Here is a 17,666-nt window from a genome sequence, read left to right on the forward strand (position 1 = left end):
AGCAGGGTTTCCATCCCGGGTATTCCTCGCTGTGTTCCCGAATTTTAACTCCATTTAATTTACTACAAAAAAAGGTGTTCCGCGGACTTCTAGTTGATAAACTAATCCTTAACAGGATATTTGGTTATATATTATTCTAATTCAAAGATTGCCTTTAAGCATTATTCAATAATGCTTAATCAATAAAATACCGGGTCAATGAAGAAATCGGGGAAGCTATAGAAGACTTGGACTTTGGAGTTCCCTCTGAAAATTCGGCAAGTATTGTAATAACATTGCGAGATACAATCAGTTATCAGGATTGGTAAGTGGAATAGGGCTTTCATTGCTGATGAGTGCGGCTGATTGATATTTTCAAAACCCTCGCCGAGTGGCGAGCGGGCAAGGATTTCTGGCCCGAAGGGGCAGAAAGAGCGAGCCCGAGGTGGGAGAGCCAGCGGTTTCCTCGGCCGGCGAGAAATCGACCACGATTTTGAAAATATCAATCAGCCGCATACTGTTACAAATCATCGACTCCCTTATAGGTTATAAAAATTGGGGAAACTCCACCTTGGACTTTATTGATAAAAAGATTCAAATAATGTAGAATGAGCCCATATTGTATGTCCGATCAATTCGTAATGTACTTATTAAAGAGATGGTAATATGCGTAATATTAAAAAGGAGCTTCAGGAACTGAGGAAAAGGGCGGATAAGGAATTTGGGGTAAAAGATAATAAGGCGCAGATAAATTCTTTTATCGCCCGTGCCGAGAAATTCTTATCCGGGCAGGATTCGGCAAAAGAACCTGAATGTTTTTTAGACGAGAGATCGCGTAAAGACGCAAAATCGATAAACAATCCTTATTCATCCGGTGAAATCAGCCGAAGGAAGTTGATAAAAAAATTGATGGAAGGAGGAAAAACTGGCGGGATCAATAAAACCCGGAGAAAAGATATTTTCTCACACGTCAGACTTGAAGAGGCGGTTTTAGGAAGGCAGGAGGATTATGGCGGCGCTTCTTTCTACCGAATTGCTGATTCAGTTTTGTGTGTAGATCCCGAAGCTGACAAGGTTTATAAGAAGTATTGCAATATTATTTCTTGTCCCGCTGCAGGCGGGTCCGGGAAAGATCGGTCTATTGATACCCTGAGAAATTCACCGATAGATGATGTATGTTATCTTGACCTTGAAACCACGGGGCTTAGAAATTCTCCTCTTTTCCTCGTCGGGTTGATGTACAGCCTGGGCGGAAGGTTGGTTCTGGATCAGTTTTTCGCCAGGGACTATACGGAAGAGTTTCCTCTCCTTGAATTTACGCGCGATTTTCTGAAAAATTTCAGTACAATCATTACTTTCAACGGCAGAGGGTTTGATATACCTTTCATGCTGGATAGAATGAAGTTGTTTGGTATTGAATCTTCATTACCGGAGTATCATGTGGATTTACTACCCATTTCAAGAAGAATTGTGGGGAAGAGGACATCAAATCATAAGCTGAGCACACTTGAGAAAGAAATACTGGGAAGGGAAAGAATAGCTGATCTTCCCGGCTGGAAGATACCCGAAGTGTATCATGATTATGTAAGAACAGGCAATGCCGTTGATATAAAAGGAGTTATCAAACACAACCGCATAGATCTGATTTCTATGTTACGTCTAATTGTTTTCTTTCTTTCTGATGAGCTCTATCCGGAGGAAAAAGATTGAACACTGAACGCTTCCTGAAGAAATTGAAAGCGGATGATTTTTACAGAGAGCAAATTGTGTTTACTCATAAAATCCCGGCGCGCAGGGCAAAATGGGGAAAACTCGATTATCCTCTTCCGGGTAGGGTCACAGAACTTTTAGATAATTCCGGTATAAAAAGGCTTTATTCACATCAGGTTGAAGCGGTAAAGGCCGTAAGAGAGGGAAAATCGATAGTTATAGTCACATCGACTGCCAGCGGAAAAACGTTGTGCTACAATATTCCTGTTATTGAAAGATTTCTCGAGGATCGCGAATGCAAGGCGTTGTATCTTTATCCTACAAAGGCTCTTGCTCAGGATCAACTCAGGGTTTTGGAAAGTTACGGGCGAAGTATAGATTTTAAGGCGGGTACTTACGACGGAGATACGCCCGGTTCTCTCAGGAAGAAGCTGAGAGGGGAAGCTGATATTCTCCTGACGAATCCCGACATGCTTCATTCCGGTATTTTGCCTAATCATTCGAAGTGGGCGCGTTTCTTCGCGAATCTGCAGTTTGTTGTTATCGATGAAATACACACTTACCGGGGAATTTTCGGGTCTCACGTTGCGAATGTTATCGGAAGGCTTGAGAGGATCTGCGGTTATTATGGAGCAAAGCCGGTTTATGTTACCTCTTCGGCTACTATTGCTAATCCCGGCGAGCACGCCGAGAGATTAACCGGAAGAAGGATAAAAGTTATTAAAAATGACGGATCACCGAGAGGCGAAAAAAAGTTCGTGATGTGGAACCCACCCGTCATTGATGAAATTGGAGTTGACCGGCGCAGCACAAACGTTGAGGCCGCCGATATTATAGCAAAACTGGTTATGGGTAATGTTCAGACGATTGCGTTTGTGAAATCGCGTGTTGTCAGTGAAGTAATTACACGTTACGTTCGGGGTATTTTAAAGAGCCATAGTTCTTCTCTGGATGATTCTGTTCATCCCTACAGAGGAGGTTACCTTCCGGAAGAAAGAAGGGAGATCGAAAGGCTTCTGTTCGAGAATGAACTTAAAGCGGTCATAAGTACAAACGCTCTTGAACTCGGGATTGATGTCGGCGCTCTCTACGCGTCGGTTATTGTCGGTTATCCCGGCAGCATAGCCTCTACATGGCAGCAGGCCGGAAGGGCGGGAAGGGGGGAAGAAGAATCTGTTGTTTTCTTTCTGGTTCATAATACTCCCCTGGAACAATACCTTGTAAAACATCCTGAATATTTTCTGGGAAGAACCCCTGAGAACGCGATAATCGACCCGGAAAATCCCTATGTGCTTCTAGGTCAATTAAGAGCCGCGGCATTCGAACTTCCGCTTTCAGGAAGTGAAGTGTCGGAAATGGGCCAGTACGCTCCAGCTATAGCTGAGCTTCTTGAGGAAGAACGTGAATTTAATTTTCTAAGGGGTAAGTGGTACTGGAGAGGGAAGGGATACCCGAGTGCTTCAGTAAACCTTCGTAATATTTCTCCGGACAGTTATACAATAATCGATGAATCGGATGGAAACCGGGTTATTGGAACGGTAGACGAAGCCAGCGCTTTTCAGCAGGTTCATCCGGATGCCGTGTATTTGCACCAGGCATTTACTTACTTTGTAAATAATCTGGATATTGATAAGAAAGTGGCATTCGTCAGCAAGTGTGATCTTGATTATTACACTCAATCTATCACGGAAACCAGGGTTAAGATTGACAAGGAAGAAAAGAAAGACAAATGGAAAATAAGTGAGATTGGTTTCGGCGATGTTTCTGTTACTGATCTGACTTTTATGTTTAGGAAAATAAAATTTGGCAGCCGTGATTCAATAGGATATGGGAAATGTGATCTTCCTCCGCAGATTCTCGAGACTGCCGGATTGTGGATCATGCCGCCTCGTGAGGTTTTTGCCGCAGTCAGGAAATGGGGCAGAGTTCCTTCAGAGGGTTTGCTCGGCCTTTCCAATGTTCTTCGTGAAGTAGTTCCCCTTTTTGTTATGTGTGATCCGCTTGATATAGGCACGACGGTAAATTCCGGATCTACAGCGGGCCAGGCGCTTTATCTGTATGATAAATACCCGGGAGGAATCGGGTTTTCACTTAAGAGTTACGATCTGGTTGAAGAGATAATGAGCGCCGCTCTTGAGCTGATCAAGGCGTGTTCATGTGAGAATGGCTGTCCCTCCTGTGTAGGGTCTCCAATACCGCCTTTCACACAGCTTGACCCGGATAGCGGAGGAAGGGGGATGATCCCGGATAAAGAAGCGGCCCTTGTGATCCTTCATTCAATGCTGCAGCTTCAGCCCTACAGACCGGCTGCTGTTAAGAAGGAAAGAAATGTAAAGGAGGAAAAAAGGCCTAAGGTAAAACCACTTCCCGTGGAACTTGAGGGGAAACTGCGGGAAGGACTATATGGGAGGAAGAAGAGGAATGACAGGTAGAATGATTGTGAAATTGACTATCAACAACAGCTGTGATATATTCTATGGCAGATAGCTCTCCGGCGTTTAATAAATGAATAGACCTGTGGTATTTATATATTCTTGTTAACTGGAACGGAAAGGGGTTTCAAATATTGAAATCAAAGTACGGTTTTGAAAAAGCAATTATCTCCTTTTTGATGATATCGCTTTCGGGGCTTTTGCTGTTTTCATGTTCTGGAAAACCTCGGAATGCTGAAAAGTTAGTAAAGAAAGTCGTAGGAGCCTATGGCGGGGCTAAAGAAACCCGTAATCTCGAGAAATACACCGGAAGCGGATTCTTAAAGAAACTCCCCGTCGGGGAAATAGTTAAAAATTACCCGCTGACTGTTTTTCAGGACAAGCACAGATATAAAGAGTGTATAGCCCGCGTAAAAAGAGGTGACCCGGTAGATAAATGGGTGTGGATAAATGACGGTAAGAGAACATTTGGCTGGTCAAGCTCTGATAATCCTGTCAATAAGCCGGTGCTGGAAACCAGTCTGATGAAATACAGGTTTCCGCTGATTCTTTCCTGGATTCGAAGCCACTCAGAGGAAGGCAATTTGATAGGAGAATCAAAAAAGGGAACCTTTAAGATGAGGTTTGAGGATGGAGAAAGGATTATTACAGTTACTGTCGAAGGAAAAAGCTGGTTAATTAACCGGATTGAAATAAACAGCCCCGCCGATTCTTTGATTTATTCTGAAGAATACAGTACGTACAGCAAAGCCGAAGGGATACCTCTTCCGAGCAGGGCCAGAAGGAGTGTGAATGGCAAACCTTACTGCGAGGCTTTTATCCCGGCCATCAAATATGGAATAAATTTACCTGATTCTGTATTTACGATAACCGGAGAGGATACGCTGATCACTGAAGCAAAGTAGAAAGTTGATCGCTGATCCCTTACACTTGATTTAAAGGAGCTCGCTTACTTTAAAAACCGACATGAGATCATATCCTTCGGATGCTATATTCTGTTCCGCGCCTTCCTCCCGGTCTACGAGTACGATTATACCCGCGATTATTCCCCCTGCTTCTGAAATTGCCTTAGCGGCTCTCAGCAGAGATCCTCCCGTTGTTACAACATCTTCCACAATAATAGTTTTCGAGCCTTCTTTGAATCTACCTTCGATAATTTTCTTTGTGCCGTGGGCTTTACTTTCTTTTCTTATCAGGAATCCTTCCCTGTTTTCTTTTCTTGAAGCAGAGAGTGTCAGCATCGCGCCTATTATTGGATCGGCACCTATTACGGGGCCCGCAATGGCGTCATATTCGATTGAATCAAGCCGGTCCAGCAGAAGCCTCGCTGTAAGGTAGAGCCCCCTTGAATAAAGAGTTGTCATCTTGCCGTTTATGTAGTAGTTGCTTTTTTTCCCCGAGGCCAGAGTGAATTCTCCCTTGAGTATTGAGCGGGTAATCAGGATCTGTTTTAATTCATCTCTTTTGTTCAACTTTACTCCAATCTCTGTTAAATTCAGTATTTAACTTTTTATTTCCGCTATCAACCTGTATCAAGTGTAATACCGGCGCAGATTTGAAAAAAACCGCAACTTTTTTCTCCCGTGTAGAAAAGGAGAGGATGGTCTCTCGTATTATCACTGCCGGTGGAAATATAGTGGTATTTAGCGTTTAAATTAATAGAGAAAGTACTTTCGCTGATCCGGTATAATAATCCTATACCTCCGTATATACCCGGTTGATAATCGGTTATACTCTGCTGGAAAATCCCAAGAGGTCTTATAAGGGTTATGGCATAAAGACCCGCTCCGGAATCAAATGTTGCCGTTATTTTTTCGGAAAGTCTATAGCAGGTAAAGATTGCCGCGGTAAGTGAATATATTTGTAATTCCAATGTTTCGTCATAACCCACGTACTCGAAGTCCTTTTCCGGGAGTTTTGAATCGCCAAAGTTATGTGACGATAAAGAGATGTCTACTCCATACCAGGTTCCAAGTCCCTCTATGAAATGCAGTTCCAATTCACTTCCTTTACCGAAGGCGTTATCGAGCTTGTTGGAATTGAAAATGGAACCGATCCTGAATCCAATAATTTCTCTGCCTTTAATACCTTCAGCACAAGGAGCGGAGTTTGAAATAGAAACCACTATAATAAAAACAGTTATCACGCTAAAGAATTTCATAAAAAAAAGAATATCACAGGTATGATAATTTAAGAAGAGATATTTTATCCCACGATTGAAGCGGTGGCTATCTAAGCAGAATCAATTTGGTAGAAGCGGAAAGTTCTTTGCCATTTCTTAAAACGGCAGTGTATACACCCGCAGAGAGGGGGTTTCCCGTTTTATCACACCCGTCCCATATGACCTGGGCTTTTCCCGTGGAATTGGTTTTCGACTCGATATCTCTTACTTTTCTTCCGTTCACGGAATAAATTGTTATAGTTGATTTACTGAAAGGTTTTCCAAATATGACAATCGTTGTAGTTGGATTGAATGGGTTAGGATAATTGTTGATTGACTGTGGGTAAGTTGGATGCGCCGGGGCATTGTACAGGTTGTTATCGTCATCTTTGTTAGGGTCTATCCCTCTGGGGGCGGGTCCGTTTGTTTCCGGGTTGGGCTGAGTGGGCAATGGACTTCCCAGTTCTTTTATTCCGTCGACATTGATATGCCCGAATGAGATGGAAGAATTATCAACGATCTTCAGATAGACGTTTCTGCCCAGCCAAGGATCCAGATCCCATAATCTTTCATCCATTGTTTCAGTATTCTTCCCCGTTTCATTGTAGATTATTGTGTCATTTTCAGCGTCACAGAGCGCTATATAGCAGGAATCTGGATAGTTTCCACCGCCGACAAGAAGTCTCATCGATCTCCCTTTGACAATGAAGTTGTCAGACTTTATGGCTCCCCTTGGCGAGTTGCCCTGGATTGATCCGGGATAATCACCGTAGATAGGACCGTTGAAATTTTCGTATGTACCTATCCACCAGTTGCCTTCAAAATTAATGCTGGTTGTATCATCACCGCGGTACTCGTATGAGTTGCCGTATACGGGTTGTTTATCAAATGCCGTTCCCCAAAGAATGGTCCACCTCTGGGCTAATATTTTATCCTGTTTTATTTCGGGGTAGTTCCCGTTCCAACTCAGTGTGTCGAATCTAATTGTACTTACTTTGTCGCCATAGGAAGTGAGATAACCAGTATGCCTGGAAAATATGTATTTGTCCGAAAGTGCTTCGGTAAGTTCGCACGCATGGCCGGCGTCAATAATTGTGCGGGTGCTTATATCCCATTCTCCTTTGAGAGAATCAGAAGATAAATGAGATATACCCCCGATCTCTTCTTCTGTAAAGAAAAGGTGATATTTGTCGTTATGTTTAATGACTGTTGAGCTTTCAATCATATGCCAGTTGTCGTGCAGATAAAGGGGCCCATTATCTGCCCAGTGGTAGTAGTTATCGCTGCTGGAAAGGGCGATAGTTCCATGATTCTGATTAGTTTCCGCTGAATTTATAATATAGTTTGTCCCGTTATCCTCGAAGAAGAAAGGGTCTCGGTAATTTGCCCATTCACCGTCTGTCCATTCTAGCCATGTTGTATCACCGTGGAATGGTTCGAATAGTTCATTGGAAAATTTATTCCAGGAAAAAAGATCACTTGAGTATGCGAGATGTGTTTTTTGAGTAATGTTTCTTGTCACTCCGGTGGAGTACATTAAGTATTTGCTGGGATATTCAGAAATTCTAATAACATGCGGAGCCCACACGAAATAACTATTCCAGGTTTCCTGATCTGTATCAATTACCTGGTTTTGAATGGTCCAGTGCCTGAGGTCGGGTGATGTCGCGTGTCCAAAGCTTTTTGTGTCTCCTCTGATATAAAAAAGATGGAATAATCCTTCGGCGTCTTTGATGAGTGAATGATCCTTTATAACATAACCGTGGTCTTCAAATACAGGGCCTTCGAAATCTATTTCCATAAGTTTCAAATTGGAATCCTCAAGGAGTATTTTTTCGGCTGAGTTTGACTGTGAAATTAAAGCGGTTGAAAAGAACAGGAAGGTTACTATGATCAATCCGCTGTTGGCCAAAGGAGAAACTTTCTTTATTTCTCTTCTTGCTTTCTTTAAAACCGCGCTTTTGATTTGAGTTATGGACATATTTTTACCTGAGAAGAATCATCTTTCTCGTGAATGTATTCTTCCCTATTGCCAGTCTGCAGTAGTATACGCCTGACGGAATTCTGCCTTTCACAGATGCGGAGGGGTTCCAGAGAAATGTGTAGTCTCCGGGAGATTTAGTTCCCAGATCACTACTGCTTATCAATTTACCCGAAACATCGAAAAAGGATATAGTTACTTTCTGCATGTCGCCGGTTGTGCCGACAGTATAAGGAATAGTGGTAGAGGGATTAAAGGGGTTTGGATAGTTTTGTTGCAGAGAACAGCCCGCGTATGGCGTCTGTCTTTCTACTTTAATAGGACCGTATCTAACGCCGTTAATTTCGTTTGTTTCCACGATGTAATAGTAATGATCTATGTAACGGTCTTCAACGGTATCAGAAAAACCATATTCCGGACTGCTGTAAATAGGATTCAAGTTTCTTTTTTCCATCATTGATAATTCCGGGTTTACTCCTCTGTAGATATCAAAGCCGATGTTCTCGCAGTCATTGCCCGTCGACCATAAGAGAATTATTTCATTATCACTTCGCTGGTAAGTCGCGTATGAAATTGTAACGGCCGTGTTAAGATAGAGGGTTATGTCTATTTGCGCGGAGTCTCCCCGGGCGAGGTTCGTGTATATTGTAGTATCACTGTATCCCTCAGCTGACGCGTAAATTGAATATTCAGCGGGAGGCAGATGTTGAAAAATATATAGAGAATCGCTGAATTCATCAAAAGTTCCTATTGTCCCTGCTTCGGAATTGGTCAGGGTGACTGTAGTATTTGCTGGAAGTTGACCGCTGTCTCCGGATGTAATTGCTCCGAATATTTTGCCGGCGGGACGTTCTATAGAATAGGAATAAGTGGAATCATTGAAATGGAAATAGTGATATCCGCTGTCCTGTAATGCAGTTACTATGCTCGGCGGGTTCCAGGACAATTCAGCAATTCCCCAGCCGTGTTCGAAACTCCATCCCCAATGTTCGTCACCCCAGGTACCGTCCTTTGTGAATTTAAAATCTATTGTATCGGGGGGAGAGCTGCCCTCGTCTATAAATTTGAGTTTGCTCCATTCATGATTACCAAGGGAAATCATATCATTTTCGGGATCGTCAGGTTCACATGTTATTCCATTGAAATTACCGACAAGCTGGATGGAAGATACACCTTGCCCGTATATACTATAAGGAAAATGTAATAGAATACATACCAGGAGGAGTTTTTTTAGTATTTTTGCTAACACGATACGGTTCCTTTTGTTGTTTATCACAGATGTTCAAACGCATAAGGAATATACAATACACCTATAATTATACATGAAAAAAGGGCTTATGTCAATATTTCAGAACTATGAATTCGGGAATAGAAAGAGACATCATGACCCTTTCGTCATCGGAATCTACCAGAACGAAAAATCTATTTATTCTGATGTCAGTATGAAACTGCAACTTGCTTCCTGAATGATCTTATGAACCAAAATATTAATTATGTTTAGTTATTATTCATTACCATGTCTATGTTTCCACCCTGGCGGCATAAAAGAAGAATAAAGCGTGATATCTTTAAGATTTTCATGCTTTTTTACTTCAGGTTTTGAATAATTCCTGTCTTTTTTCTCTTTATTCTTCATCAAGTTTCCTCCCTTAGGAATTTTGTTACTACCTACACAGATTTTATTTACACTTCACATCTTCTATTATATCAAAAACTGCCGCAAATTGTCAACTGGTATTATTTTTTGGAGTTTCCCCAATTTTTATATCCTATCAGGTAGACGATGATTTGTAACAGTATGCGGCTGAGGGTTATTGTCCCCGATATCCGTTATTATTGAGGTATTGTTTAAGCCTTGAGGCTCCTTCTGCGAGATTTTCCATGGAATTAGCGTATGACAGCCGAAGATACCCTTCCCCCTGATCGCCGAAATCTATTCCGGGCGTCAAGGCAACTCCCGCTTTATCAAGAATATCAAAGGCAAGCTTATAGGAATCTTTTTCGATGTGGCGGGCGTCTGCGAAAATGTAAAAAGCCCCCTTTGGTTCGACGGCGCACTTAAGCCCCATCGCGGAGAGTTTCCCGAGAAGGAATTTGCGTCTTAAGTTGTACTTTTTTTTCATTTCCTCAATTTCCGGGTGGTTTAATTCAAGAGCTGCAATTCCGCCTCTCTGAACAAAAGAATTGGGTGAAATAAAGAAGTTCTGCAGGATAATCTCAATTTTTCTGACCGCTTTAGCAGGGGCAATTACGTATCCCAGCCGCCATCCCGTCATGGCAAAGATCTTGGAAAACCCGTTTAAGATGTAAGTATTCTCTGTAAATTCAAGTGAGGAATGTGCCTCTTCGCCGTATACCAGACCGTGGTAAATTTCATCGCTTATAACGGGTATTCCCATACCGCATATTTCTTTCAGGGCATCTGTGGAGATAATTGTTCCAACTGGATTAGATGGTGAATTTACAAGAATAGCTTTTGTGTCTGGACCTATGGCTTCTTTTACCATGGCTGGATTAAGATGAAATCCATCTTCAGCTTTTGTACGTATGAAGCGCGGCGTTCCCCCGAGGTGTTTTATGAAATTCGGATAACAGGGATAATACGGGTTGGAGAGAATGATTTCATCGCCGTTATTATTTATGAGCGAAGAAAGAACCGTAAGAAGAGCGGGGGATACTCCCATAGTAATAAGGACCTGTGTTTCCGATATATCTAAGCCGTAATTTATGTTGTAGTATTTTGCCACAGCCCTGCGGAGTTTCAGTATACCGCGACTGTCGGTGTAGTGGGTTTCTCCCCTTCTCAGTGAATCTATCCCAGCCGCGACTATCGCGGAAGGAGTGTCAAAGTCAGGTTCTCCTATTTCCATATGTATTATATGCTTGCCCTTTTCTTCCAGCTCAAGCGCCCGTTGGAGAACATCCATTACAATAAATGGTTTCATCTCTTTGCTTGTTTTTGATTTCATCGCTGCCTTTCAATATGTGTAATATTTGAAAAATAGGTCTATTCTGTATGAAAAGTCAATCGTTTCGTTATCTCTTCAAGTGATCTATACAGGAATTTATTAAAAAAGGGAATGTGCTTATTCCAGCGGTGAATAGGATCCTTTATGACTATCTGATTGTAGCCAGAGTCCAGTGTCTTCCGGTTATATTTTCACGTCGGTATGAAAAGCATAAATCGGGCGAGCAGCATGTACATATTCCGGATGAAAAGATATTACGCTGTTTGATTCCGCATCGCTTCAGCTCATTTTTAATAAATAACGGAAGATCGAGATAGTATTTGTTCTTCCGTTTTTTTATCACTTTACCTTCGAACTTAGACGCGATATTTCTATTTATCTGGTAGCATTTCCAGCAAATACCAGGCCCCAGGATTGAAATTGAGTTTTCCGGATTAATCAGGAATTGATCGACCATCTTGCGGAGTGTTTTGGAGATTATTCCCCCGGCGGCTCCCTTTCTTCCAACATGGATAGCTGCCATAGCGTTTTCAGGAGGGGAATAGATGACGACGGGATAGCAATCGGCTGTGCTTATAGCAATCGACAGCCCGGTACGTTCAGTTATAAAACCATCTGATTTCTTATATCTTCCTCCCTTATTTGTGATTCTGATATTAGAACTGTGGGTTTGTTCTCCCAGAGCGAGATTGTCACTTGAGATATTGAGCGCGTTTAGGAGTATGTTTCTGTTTTGATTTACGTTTTCGCGGGTATCGCCGAGATCAGTTCCAAGATTAAGGGAATTGAACGGCGCGGGGCTGATGCCGCCGGTTCTTGATGAAAAATAGAATTCAAGACGGGGTGCTATTACATCCAGAACGGGGAATATGCCAATATTCAGATTCGATTTTGTGATCCATTTCATTCACTGTCATCCCGGCTATTCATCGGCATTCGTCCTAAACCGCTTTATGATATTTTACATTTGGCCGCTGTATTTAATCTACTTTGCGGTATTTCCTTTCCGCAAGATATCAGTCGCGGTCGCGGGAACTGGATCGCCTGGATCTTCTTGAGGAACTTCTCGAAGATGAAGATCCTCTCGAAGAAGATCTCTTCGTTGATCCTCTTGAAGAGTTTCTTCTGGAAGAGCTCCTACTATCCCTTTTAACTCGGCTACTTGAATCTTCCCTTCTTGAATCCGATCGGGATTTGTTTACGCTTCTGGTTGACCTGTTCCTGTCATTATTGTCTCTTTTCAAAGAGCGTGTTCGTGAGGAGCTTCTGTTGTTTCTTGACGACGATCGCTTACTATCGTTTGTTCTGTTTGGGTTATATACCCTTCGGGTATTGTTATTTCTGTCAATATTATTGTAGTTACGCGCTGACCTTGTACTTTCTGTATTTTTTCTACGCGGCGAGCCGTATACTGTTCTTCTTTTCACACTTTCTCTGGATGTAATATTTCCTCTTCGCAAGTTGCTTCTCTCCGATATTGTTCGGCGCGATGTAAGTGCTTTCGTAAGTTCTGACTGTTGACGGCTTTTCCCCTTCAGTCTGGTCATTCTACTACTGACCAATTTGCTGTTTTTTAGCGACTTTTCACGTTTAAGCTCGTTCGATACGGCCGGATAATTTAGAGAGCGCTTTGTAAATTTTCTGCCGGCATAGATAGACCTTCGGCCGTCATAATAGTTGTTCCAGCCGGAGTCGTAGTAACTGTAGTATGGGAAATACCAGCTATTGGGGTAGTAATAGGGGGAGTAGTAACCGTAATTATACCAGGGATTAAATCCCCAGTTGGAGCTGAACCCAAAACCCCAATAGAAGGAGGAATAAGACGGATACTGGTAGAAATAGTTATTATACGGATAATAACCGGAATAGTAATAAGGATAATCATACCCCGTATTAATTGTGAGGTAGATATCGTTTTCATTTGTGGATAGAAGCTCATCATCCCAGTTATTAGATAGATTGTCTTCATAATATGTCTTTGATGAGTAGTTTTCTTCTTCCGGTTCATCATAATGTGAAATATTAAAGAGAGGGGGATAAGGATAACTTAGTTTTTCTTCATAGAAATTCTTCTCTATTGCTATTTCAGTACACTGCTTACCGTAAAGATCGCTTAATTTGTCTGCTCCGTGACATTGTCCGCACAGGTACGAAGGGTAATCTTGTCTCTTGTTTACGAAGAAATAAGTATGATCAGTGGCGGGAGGATTATTATCGATATTTTTTACGATAGTTTTATCAATCATATTGAATGAAAGATACGGGTCTTTGTCAGTGCGGAATCTTTTATTCCTTGGAAGCTCCGAGTCCTGACTAAGAAAATAGAGTTCCCTTTCGTCAATATAATTCCTGTCTTCAACCGCGAGAGCGTGAATATACTCGATACCGGTTTTACTGCCGGCTTTTAAACTCAGGCTGCTTCCGCGTTCCGGTATGATATAAACTCTGTCTTTTTCAATTTTGTTCAATTTGCCGTCGGGCGGATAGATGAGATTTATAAAACCTTCGCTGTCAATATTGTATATGATAACATACCCCGGCTGGTTTAGCCTGAAACTAAAATTCAACTCTTTGCCGGAATTTACAACAGCTCCCCTTCCGCCCACGAGCCGCATAACTATGTTTAATCGGCTCACGTCATATGAGGCATTTGATGAGCTCTTTTTATATTCAATAGCCCTGGTTGTTGAAAAGAAGAACGACGCGGTTAGAAGGACGAGAAAAACGATAAAGAATCTTTTCCTCATTTTGATCACTCCCTTTACATGGAGGAAACCGTCCAGATGATAACTCAATCAACCGGTACATTAAAATTATAACGGTTTTTTACCAGATTTACAAGTCTTTATATAAACTAAACGGGTAGGATGCCGCGGGCTGAATCACACAATGTTTCCTCTTTTGCTGAAAATAACAATAGAGCAATAATTATGTAATTTGTTTATTAACAAACACATAAACGAATATATAGTTATAATAATTTGTCAGTTTAAATTATCTAACTTATTTCTCACTTGCGTTTGGGGGTTTTTAACCATCAATTTGTAACAGGTGAATGAAGATATAATAAAGATTCTGTGCGATTAAATGGCCAAAGGGTATAAGCTAAAAGGTTTATCGCTGCAACAAGTTTTAATAAATGTTATGAAGACAAGGAATTGTGCGTTATAGTTATAATAGATAAGATTGTAATTTGCATAACATTGATTTAGAGTGAAACAATTAGAGGCTATTTTAACCTCCGGAGAGTAAGATAGGCAGGTTTCCGGAGATAGTTCAAAGGGAGGATTTGCATGGGATTTGAAGGAATGCCGATATTTTTACAGATCGCTGAAAATTTTGTTGAGTTGATTTCCAGAGCGGGAGTTCTCGCTAAATTAGTTCTGGCTCTTCTGCTTATTCTTTCAGTAGTTTCATGGACGATAATTGTTGAAAAGATTAGGTATTTCAGGCGTTCTTCAAAGGAAGGGGGCGAATTCATAAAACTTTTCAAAGATGAATTGTCTCTGCGGGCTTTAATCGAAAAAGCAAAAAAGTACCCTGCCAGCTGTGAAGCCCAGCTTGTCTTATCCATTGGCAATGAAATAACCAGCGGAGAACTAGAGAGTTTAAAATCCTTAGACAGCTTTCTCGAGGCGAGAATAGACTCGATTATAGCGGGCTGGGAATCGTATTTGATATTTCTCTCGACTACGGCTACGATTTCTCCCTTTCTCGGCCTACTCGGCACGGTTTGGGGGATAATGCGCTCTTTTATTAGTATGGGAGCCAGAGGCTCCGCGGATTTATATGTCGTCGGTCCCGGTATTGCCGAAGCGCTTATAACAACTATATTTGGGCTTGGTGCAGCTATACCGGCTGTTATAGGTTATAATTACATGGTCAGACTAATCAGGAGAAAGGAAGATGACCTGACCTCCTTTATGGTTCTTTTCAGGAGCCGTCTTACTGAAGGGAAATATGGTGAATTAAGGAAAGATACGGGTTGATTTTTGGAGTTTTTTTGTAAGGATTCTTTTAGGAGCAAATTATGAGACGTAAGAGATATTCCTCGATGGCGGCGATAAACATAACCAACCTTGTCGATGTAATGATGGTGCTTTTAATTGTCTTTATGCTGACAGCTCCGTTCCTGCAGGCGGGAGTGAAGCTTAATCTTCCCAAGGCTGAAGCAAAAGTAATAGAGGAGCGCAAGGGTATTACTGTTTCTGTAAGCAGGGAGGGGGATCTTTTTATTGAGAAACGCGAAGTTGAGTGGGAAGACTTCGCGGGAGCTCTTAGAAAGGAACTCGAAACAAATGCTCAGCGGATTTTCTTAAGGGCCGATACAAAAACGCACTATGGGAAAGTGATGAGAGTTCTGGCAAGAATAAAGATGATGGGGATTGAAGATGTGGGTCTTATAGCCAAACAGGAGAAAGAAGAATAACGTATTTGATGGAAATAGGGCGGAGTTAGAAGCCGCCAAGCGGAATTGATAAATACCGGCATCAGGTTTTCAGTCAGGCATGGAAAAGATGAAGTTTTCGGCTGTTATATCATTATGTATACACGCGCTTATCTTTTACGTGCTTCTTACTTTTTTCGAGATTGTTCCTAGAGTGGATTTACCGGACAAGGTATATTCCGTGCGTATTTTTTCTCCTACTAAAGCGAAGAAAAAGGAAAAACCCGAGAAGAAACAGGAAGTTGAAGTTGAGAAGCCGGAACCGGAGCCGGAACCTGTTAAAAAGAAGAAACCCGCTGTGGAGGTGAAGGATGAGAAGCCCCAAGAACCCCCTGAAAAGAAACAGGCGGAAGAAAAGGAAAAAAAATCTCTCGATGTTACGGTAAAGGAAGACAAGAAGGTTGAAGAGACCTCTATAGCCGTTGACGCCCCGCGTTTTCCGTTTTCCTACTACCTGGGGGCTATTCAGCGCAAGGTCTCCGCCAATTGGTTCTCGGCCTCTGCTCAGCACGGAAAGAGCATTTCATGCACTGTCTTTTTCCGGCTTGATAGAAGCGGAAGGATATCCGGATTACTGTTGGAAAAAGGGTCCGGCGATTCCTATTTTGACAGAGCGGCCCTCAGAGCTATAAAGAGTTCCGCCCCGTTTCCGCCTCTTCCCGGCGCTTTTGACGAGCCCGCTTTGGGAGTACACTTTAGATTTGTTCAGAAGGATTGATGATGAACAGGACTTTGGCTTTATTATTTTTATCAGTTTTATTTTCCGCGCACGCTTATTCTCAGACTGATGTTCACCTTCAGGTTGACAGGGAGAGAGGGGGAAGGATTCCTATTGTTTTAAATAGAATAGAGTATGAATTGCCTGAATCTGAAACCTCCGCTGAATGTATTTCCGAGGTTCTGGAAAACGATTTGAAGCTCACGGGTATATTTAAACCGGTACATTTTATAGAAGGAACCGACACACTGAAGGCCGGGCTGACCGCGGTAGCGATATTTGAAGGTAAATTGACGAGCAGCAGCGAAGGATATCTGCTGGACGTGAAGTTGTTAGATTACTCAAGCCGGGGAGTCATCTTCAGAAAGAATTATAGATTTCAGGCCGGCGGATGCAGAGGAGTGAGCCATAATTTAAGTGATGAGATTACCTACTTTCTTGTCGGTGAAACCGGAATAGCCACAACAAGTATTCTTTTTGTCAGGGAGAGGCAGGGCAGTAAGTCTGTCTACATTGTCGATTATGACGGACATGGATTAAGGAAACTGACCGACGACAAGCTTGCGGTATCTCCGGTTTGGTTGGATAAGAATAGATTCTGTTACACTTCATATAAAAGGGATAATCCCGATTGTTATATAGTAGATTTAAAGAAAGGACTAAAACGGCTTCTTTCTTATCGGAAGGGATTGAATATTCCCGGAGGGTATTATAGCGGCAAAGATGAGATCCTTATGACGATCAGTGTAATGGGCAACAGCGAGTTATTTATTCTTGATTCATCGGGGAAGATGAAGAGGAGGTTAACCAGGAACAGAGCTATAGATTGTTCGGCTACATGGGCTCCCAATGGGAGAGAAATAGTTTTTGTCTCGGACAGGACGTCGGTTCCGCAAATATACATAATGGACAGGTATGGAGGGAACCTCAGAAGGCTGACGATGAGCGGGGGGTATAACACTTCACCGGTTTGGTCTCCTCAGGGCGACCTTATCTCGTATGTTTCACGCGAGGATGGGTTATACAGGCTTAAGCTTGCTTCACCCGACGGGTTATGGGTGGATACAGTTTATAGGGATTATTTAAGCTATGAGGATCCTTCTTGGGCTCCAGACGGAAGCCACCTGGCAGTGGCGGTAGAATATAGCGGAGAATCCTGGATAGTTGTTGTTAATATAGATTCGGGTTTGAAACGCAGGCTTGTAAGAGGTAAATCACCGGCATGGTCCCCTGTAAGATAGAGAATCAAAATTGTAAAAAGTAGATAAA

16 protein-coding genes are annotated in these 17,666 nt (G+C 42.2%); 8 read left to right on the forward strand and 8 right to left on the reverse strand.

Annotated features, from left to right (window positions below):
* The first annotated feature begins 645 nt into the window (after positions 1-645).
* From U5O15_02430 to U5O15_02440, 3 genes are all read left to right on the forward strand, one after another.
* Positions 646-1,689, forward strand: coding sequence for a ribonuclease H-like domain-containing protein (locus U5O15_02430; protein MDZ7859521.1), 1,044 nt, complete (start codon positions 646-648; stop codon positions 1,687-1,689).
* Positions 1,686-4,121, forward strand: a complete 2,436-nt coding sequence (locus tag U5O15_02435; protein MDZ7859522.1) for a DEAD/DEAH box helicase — start codon at positions 1,686-1,688, stop codon at positions 4,119-4,121. Before U5O15_02430 ends, U5O15_02435 begins: the two co-directional genes overlap by 4 nt.
* Before the next feature lie 134 nt (positions 4,122-4,255).
* Positions 4,256-5,026, forward strand: coding sequence for a hypothetical protein (locus U5O15_02440; GenBank protein MDZ7859523.1), 771 nt, complete (start codon positions 4,256-4,258; stop codon positions 5,024-5,026).
* 30 nt (positions 5,027-5,056) lie between these two features.
* Here U5O15_02440 and pyrE read toward each other — a convergent pair whose 3' ends face one another.
* From pyrE to U5O15_02460, 4 genes are all read right to left on the reverse strand, one after another.
* Positions 5,057-5,593, reverse strand: coding sequence for an orotate phosphoribosyltransferase (gene pyrE / locus U5O15_02445; GenBank protein MDZ7859524.1), 537 nt, complete (start codon positions 5,591-5,593; stop codon positions 5,057-5,059).
* Between the two features lie 50 nt (positions 5,594-5,643).
* A complete protein-coding gene (locus U5O15_02450) occupies positions 5,644-6,282 on the reverse strand; it encodes a hypothetical protein (GenBank protein ID MDZ7859525.1) in 639 nt (212 codons plus the stop codon).
* 67 nt (positions 6,283-6,349) lie between these two features.
* Positions 6,350-8,263 (reverse strand): FlgD immunoglobulin-like domain containing protein, encoded by a 1,914-nt coding sequence (locus tag U5O15_02455; GenBank protein ID MDZ7859526.1) that lies wholly within the window; start codon positions 8,261-8,263, stop codon positions 6,350-6,352.
* A gap of 4 nt (positions 8,264-8,267) precedes the next feature.
* Positions 8,268-9,512 carry a T9SS type A sorting domain-containing protein gene (locus U5O15_02460; protein MDZ7859527.1) on the reverse strand — a complete coding sequence of 415 codons (1,245 nt, stop codon included), beginning with the start codon at positions 9,510-9,512 and terminating at the stop codon, positions 8,268-8,270.
* A gap of 73 nt (positions 9,513-9,585) precedes the next feature.
* Between U5O15_02460 and U5O15_02465 the strand changes: the two genes are divergently transcribed.
* The gene (locus U5O15_02465) at positions 9,586-9,729 is read left to right on the forward strand and encodes a hypothetical protein (GenBank protein MDZ7859528.1); all 144 of its coding nucleotides are present in this window, start codon (positions 9,586-9,588) and stop codon (positions 9,727-9,729) included.
* A gap of 38 nt (positions 9,730-9,767) precedes the next feature.
* On the opposite strand, the gene U5O15_02470 is transcribed toward U5O15_02465, so the two are convergent.
* The 4 genes from U5O15_02470 to U5O15_02485 form a co-directional block, all read right to left on the reverse strand.
* Complete coding sequence (locus U5O15_02470) at positions 9,768-9,899, reverse strand: hypothetical protein (GenBank protein MDZ7859529.1); 132 nt, start codon at positions 9,897-9,899, stop codon at positions 9,768-9,770.
* Between the two features lie 175 nt (positions 9,900-10,074).
* The gene (locus tag U5O15_02475) at positions 10,075-11,232 is read right to left on the reverse strand and encodes a pyridoxal phosphate-dependent aminotransferase (protein MDZ7859530.1); all 1,158 of its coding nucleotides are present in this window, start codon (positions 11,230-11,232) and stop codon (positions 10,075-10,077) included.
* A 148-nt stretch (positions 11,233-11,380) separates the two neighbouring features.
* Positions 11,381-12,139: a peptidoglycan editing factor PgeF gene (gene pgeF / locus U5O15_02480; protein ID MDZ7859531.1), complete on the reverse strand. Its 759-nt coding sequence runs from the start codon at positions 12,137-12,139 to the stop codon at positions 11,381-11,383.
* A 109-nt stretch (positions 12,140-12,248) separates the two neighbouring features.
* The gene (locus tag U5O15_02485) at positions 12,249-13,979 is read right to left on the reverse strand and encodes a DUF4384 domain-containing protein (GenBank protein MDZ7859532.1); all 1,731 of its coding nucleotides are present in this window, start codon (positions 13,977-13,979) and stop codon (positions 12,249-12,251) included.
* Positions 13,980-14,525: 546 nt separating this feature from the next.
* On the opposite strand from U5O15_02485, the gene U5O15_02490 reads away from it, so the two are divergent.
* From U5O15_02490 to U5O15_02505, 4 genes are all read left to right on the forward strand, one after another.
* Positions 14,526-15,221: a MotA/TolQ/ExbB proton channel family protein gene (locus tag U5O15_02490; protein ID MDZ7859533.1), complete on the forward strand. Its 696-nt coding sequence runs from the start codon at positions 14,526-14,528 to the stop codon at positions 15,219-15,221.
* A 41-nt stretch (positions 15,222-15,262) separates the two neighbouring features.
* On the forward strand, positions 15,263-15,661 hold the full coding sequence (locus U5O15_02495) for a biopolymer transporter ExbD (protein MDZ7859534.1): 399 nt from the start codon (positions 15,263-15,265) through the stop codon (positions 15,659-15,661).
* 79 nt (positions 15,662-15,740) lie between these two features.
* Positions 15,741-16,397: an energy transducer TonB gene (locus U5O15_02500; GenBank protein ID MDZ7859535.1), complete on the forward strand. Its 657-nt coding sequence runs from the start codon at positions 15,741-15,743 to the stop codon at positions 16,395-16,397.
* 2 nt (positions 16,398-16,399) lie between these two features.
* Positions 16,400-17,638 (forward strand): hypothetical protein, encoded by a 1,239-nt coding sequence (locus tag U5O15_02505; protein ID MDZ7859536.1) that lies wholly within the window; start codon positions 16,400-16,402, stop codon positions 17,636-17,638.
* Positions 17,639-17,666 lie beyond the last annotated feature (28 nt).

Source organism: Candidatus Krumholzibacteriota bacterium, assembly GCA_034520215.1.
Lineage (GTDB): Bacteria > Krumholzibacteriota > Krumholzibacteriia > Krumholzibacteriales > WJIX01 > JAGHBT01.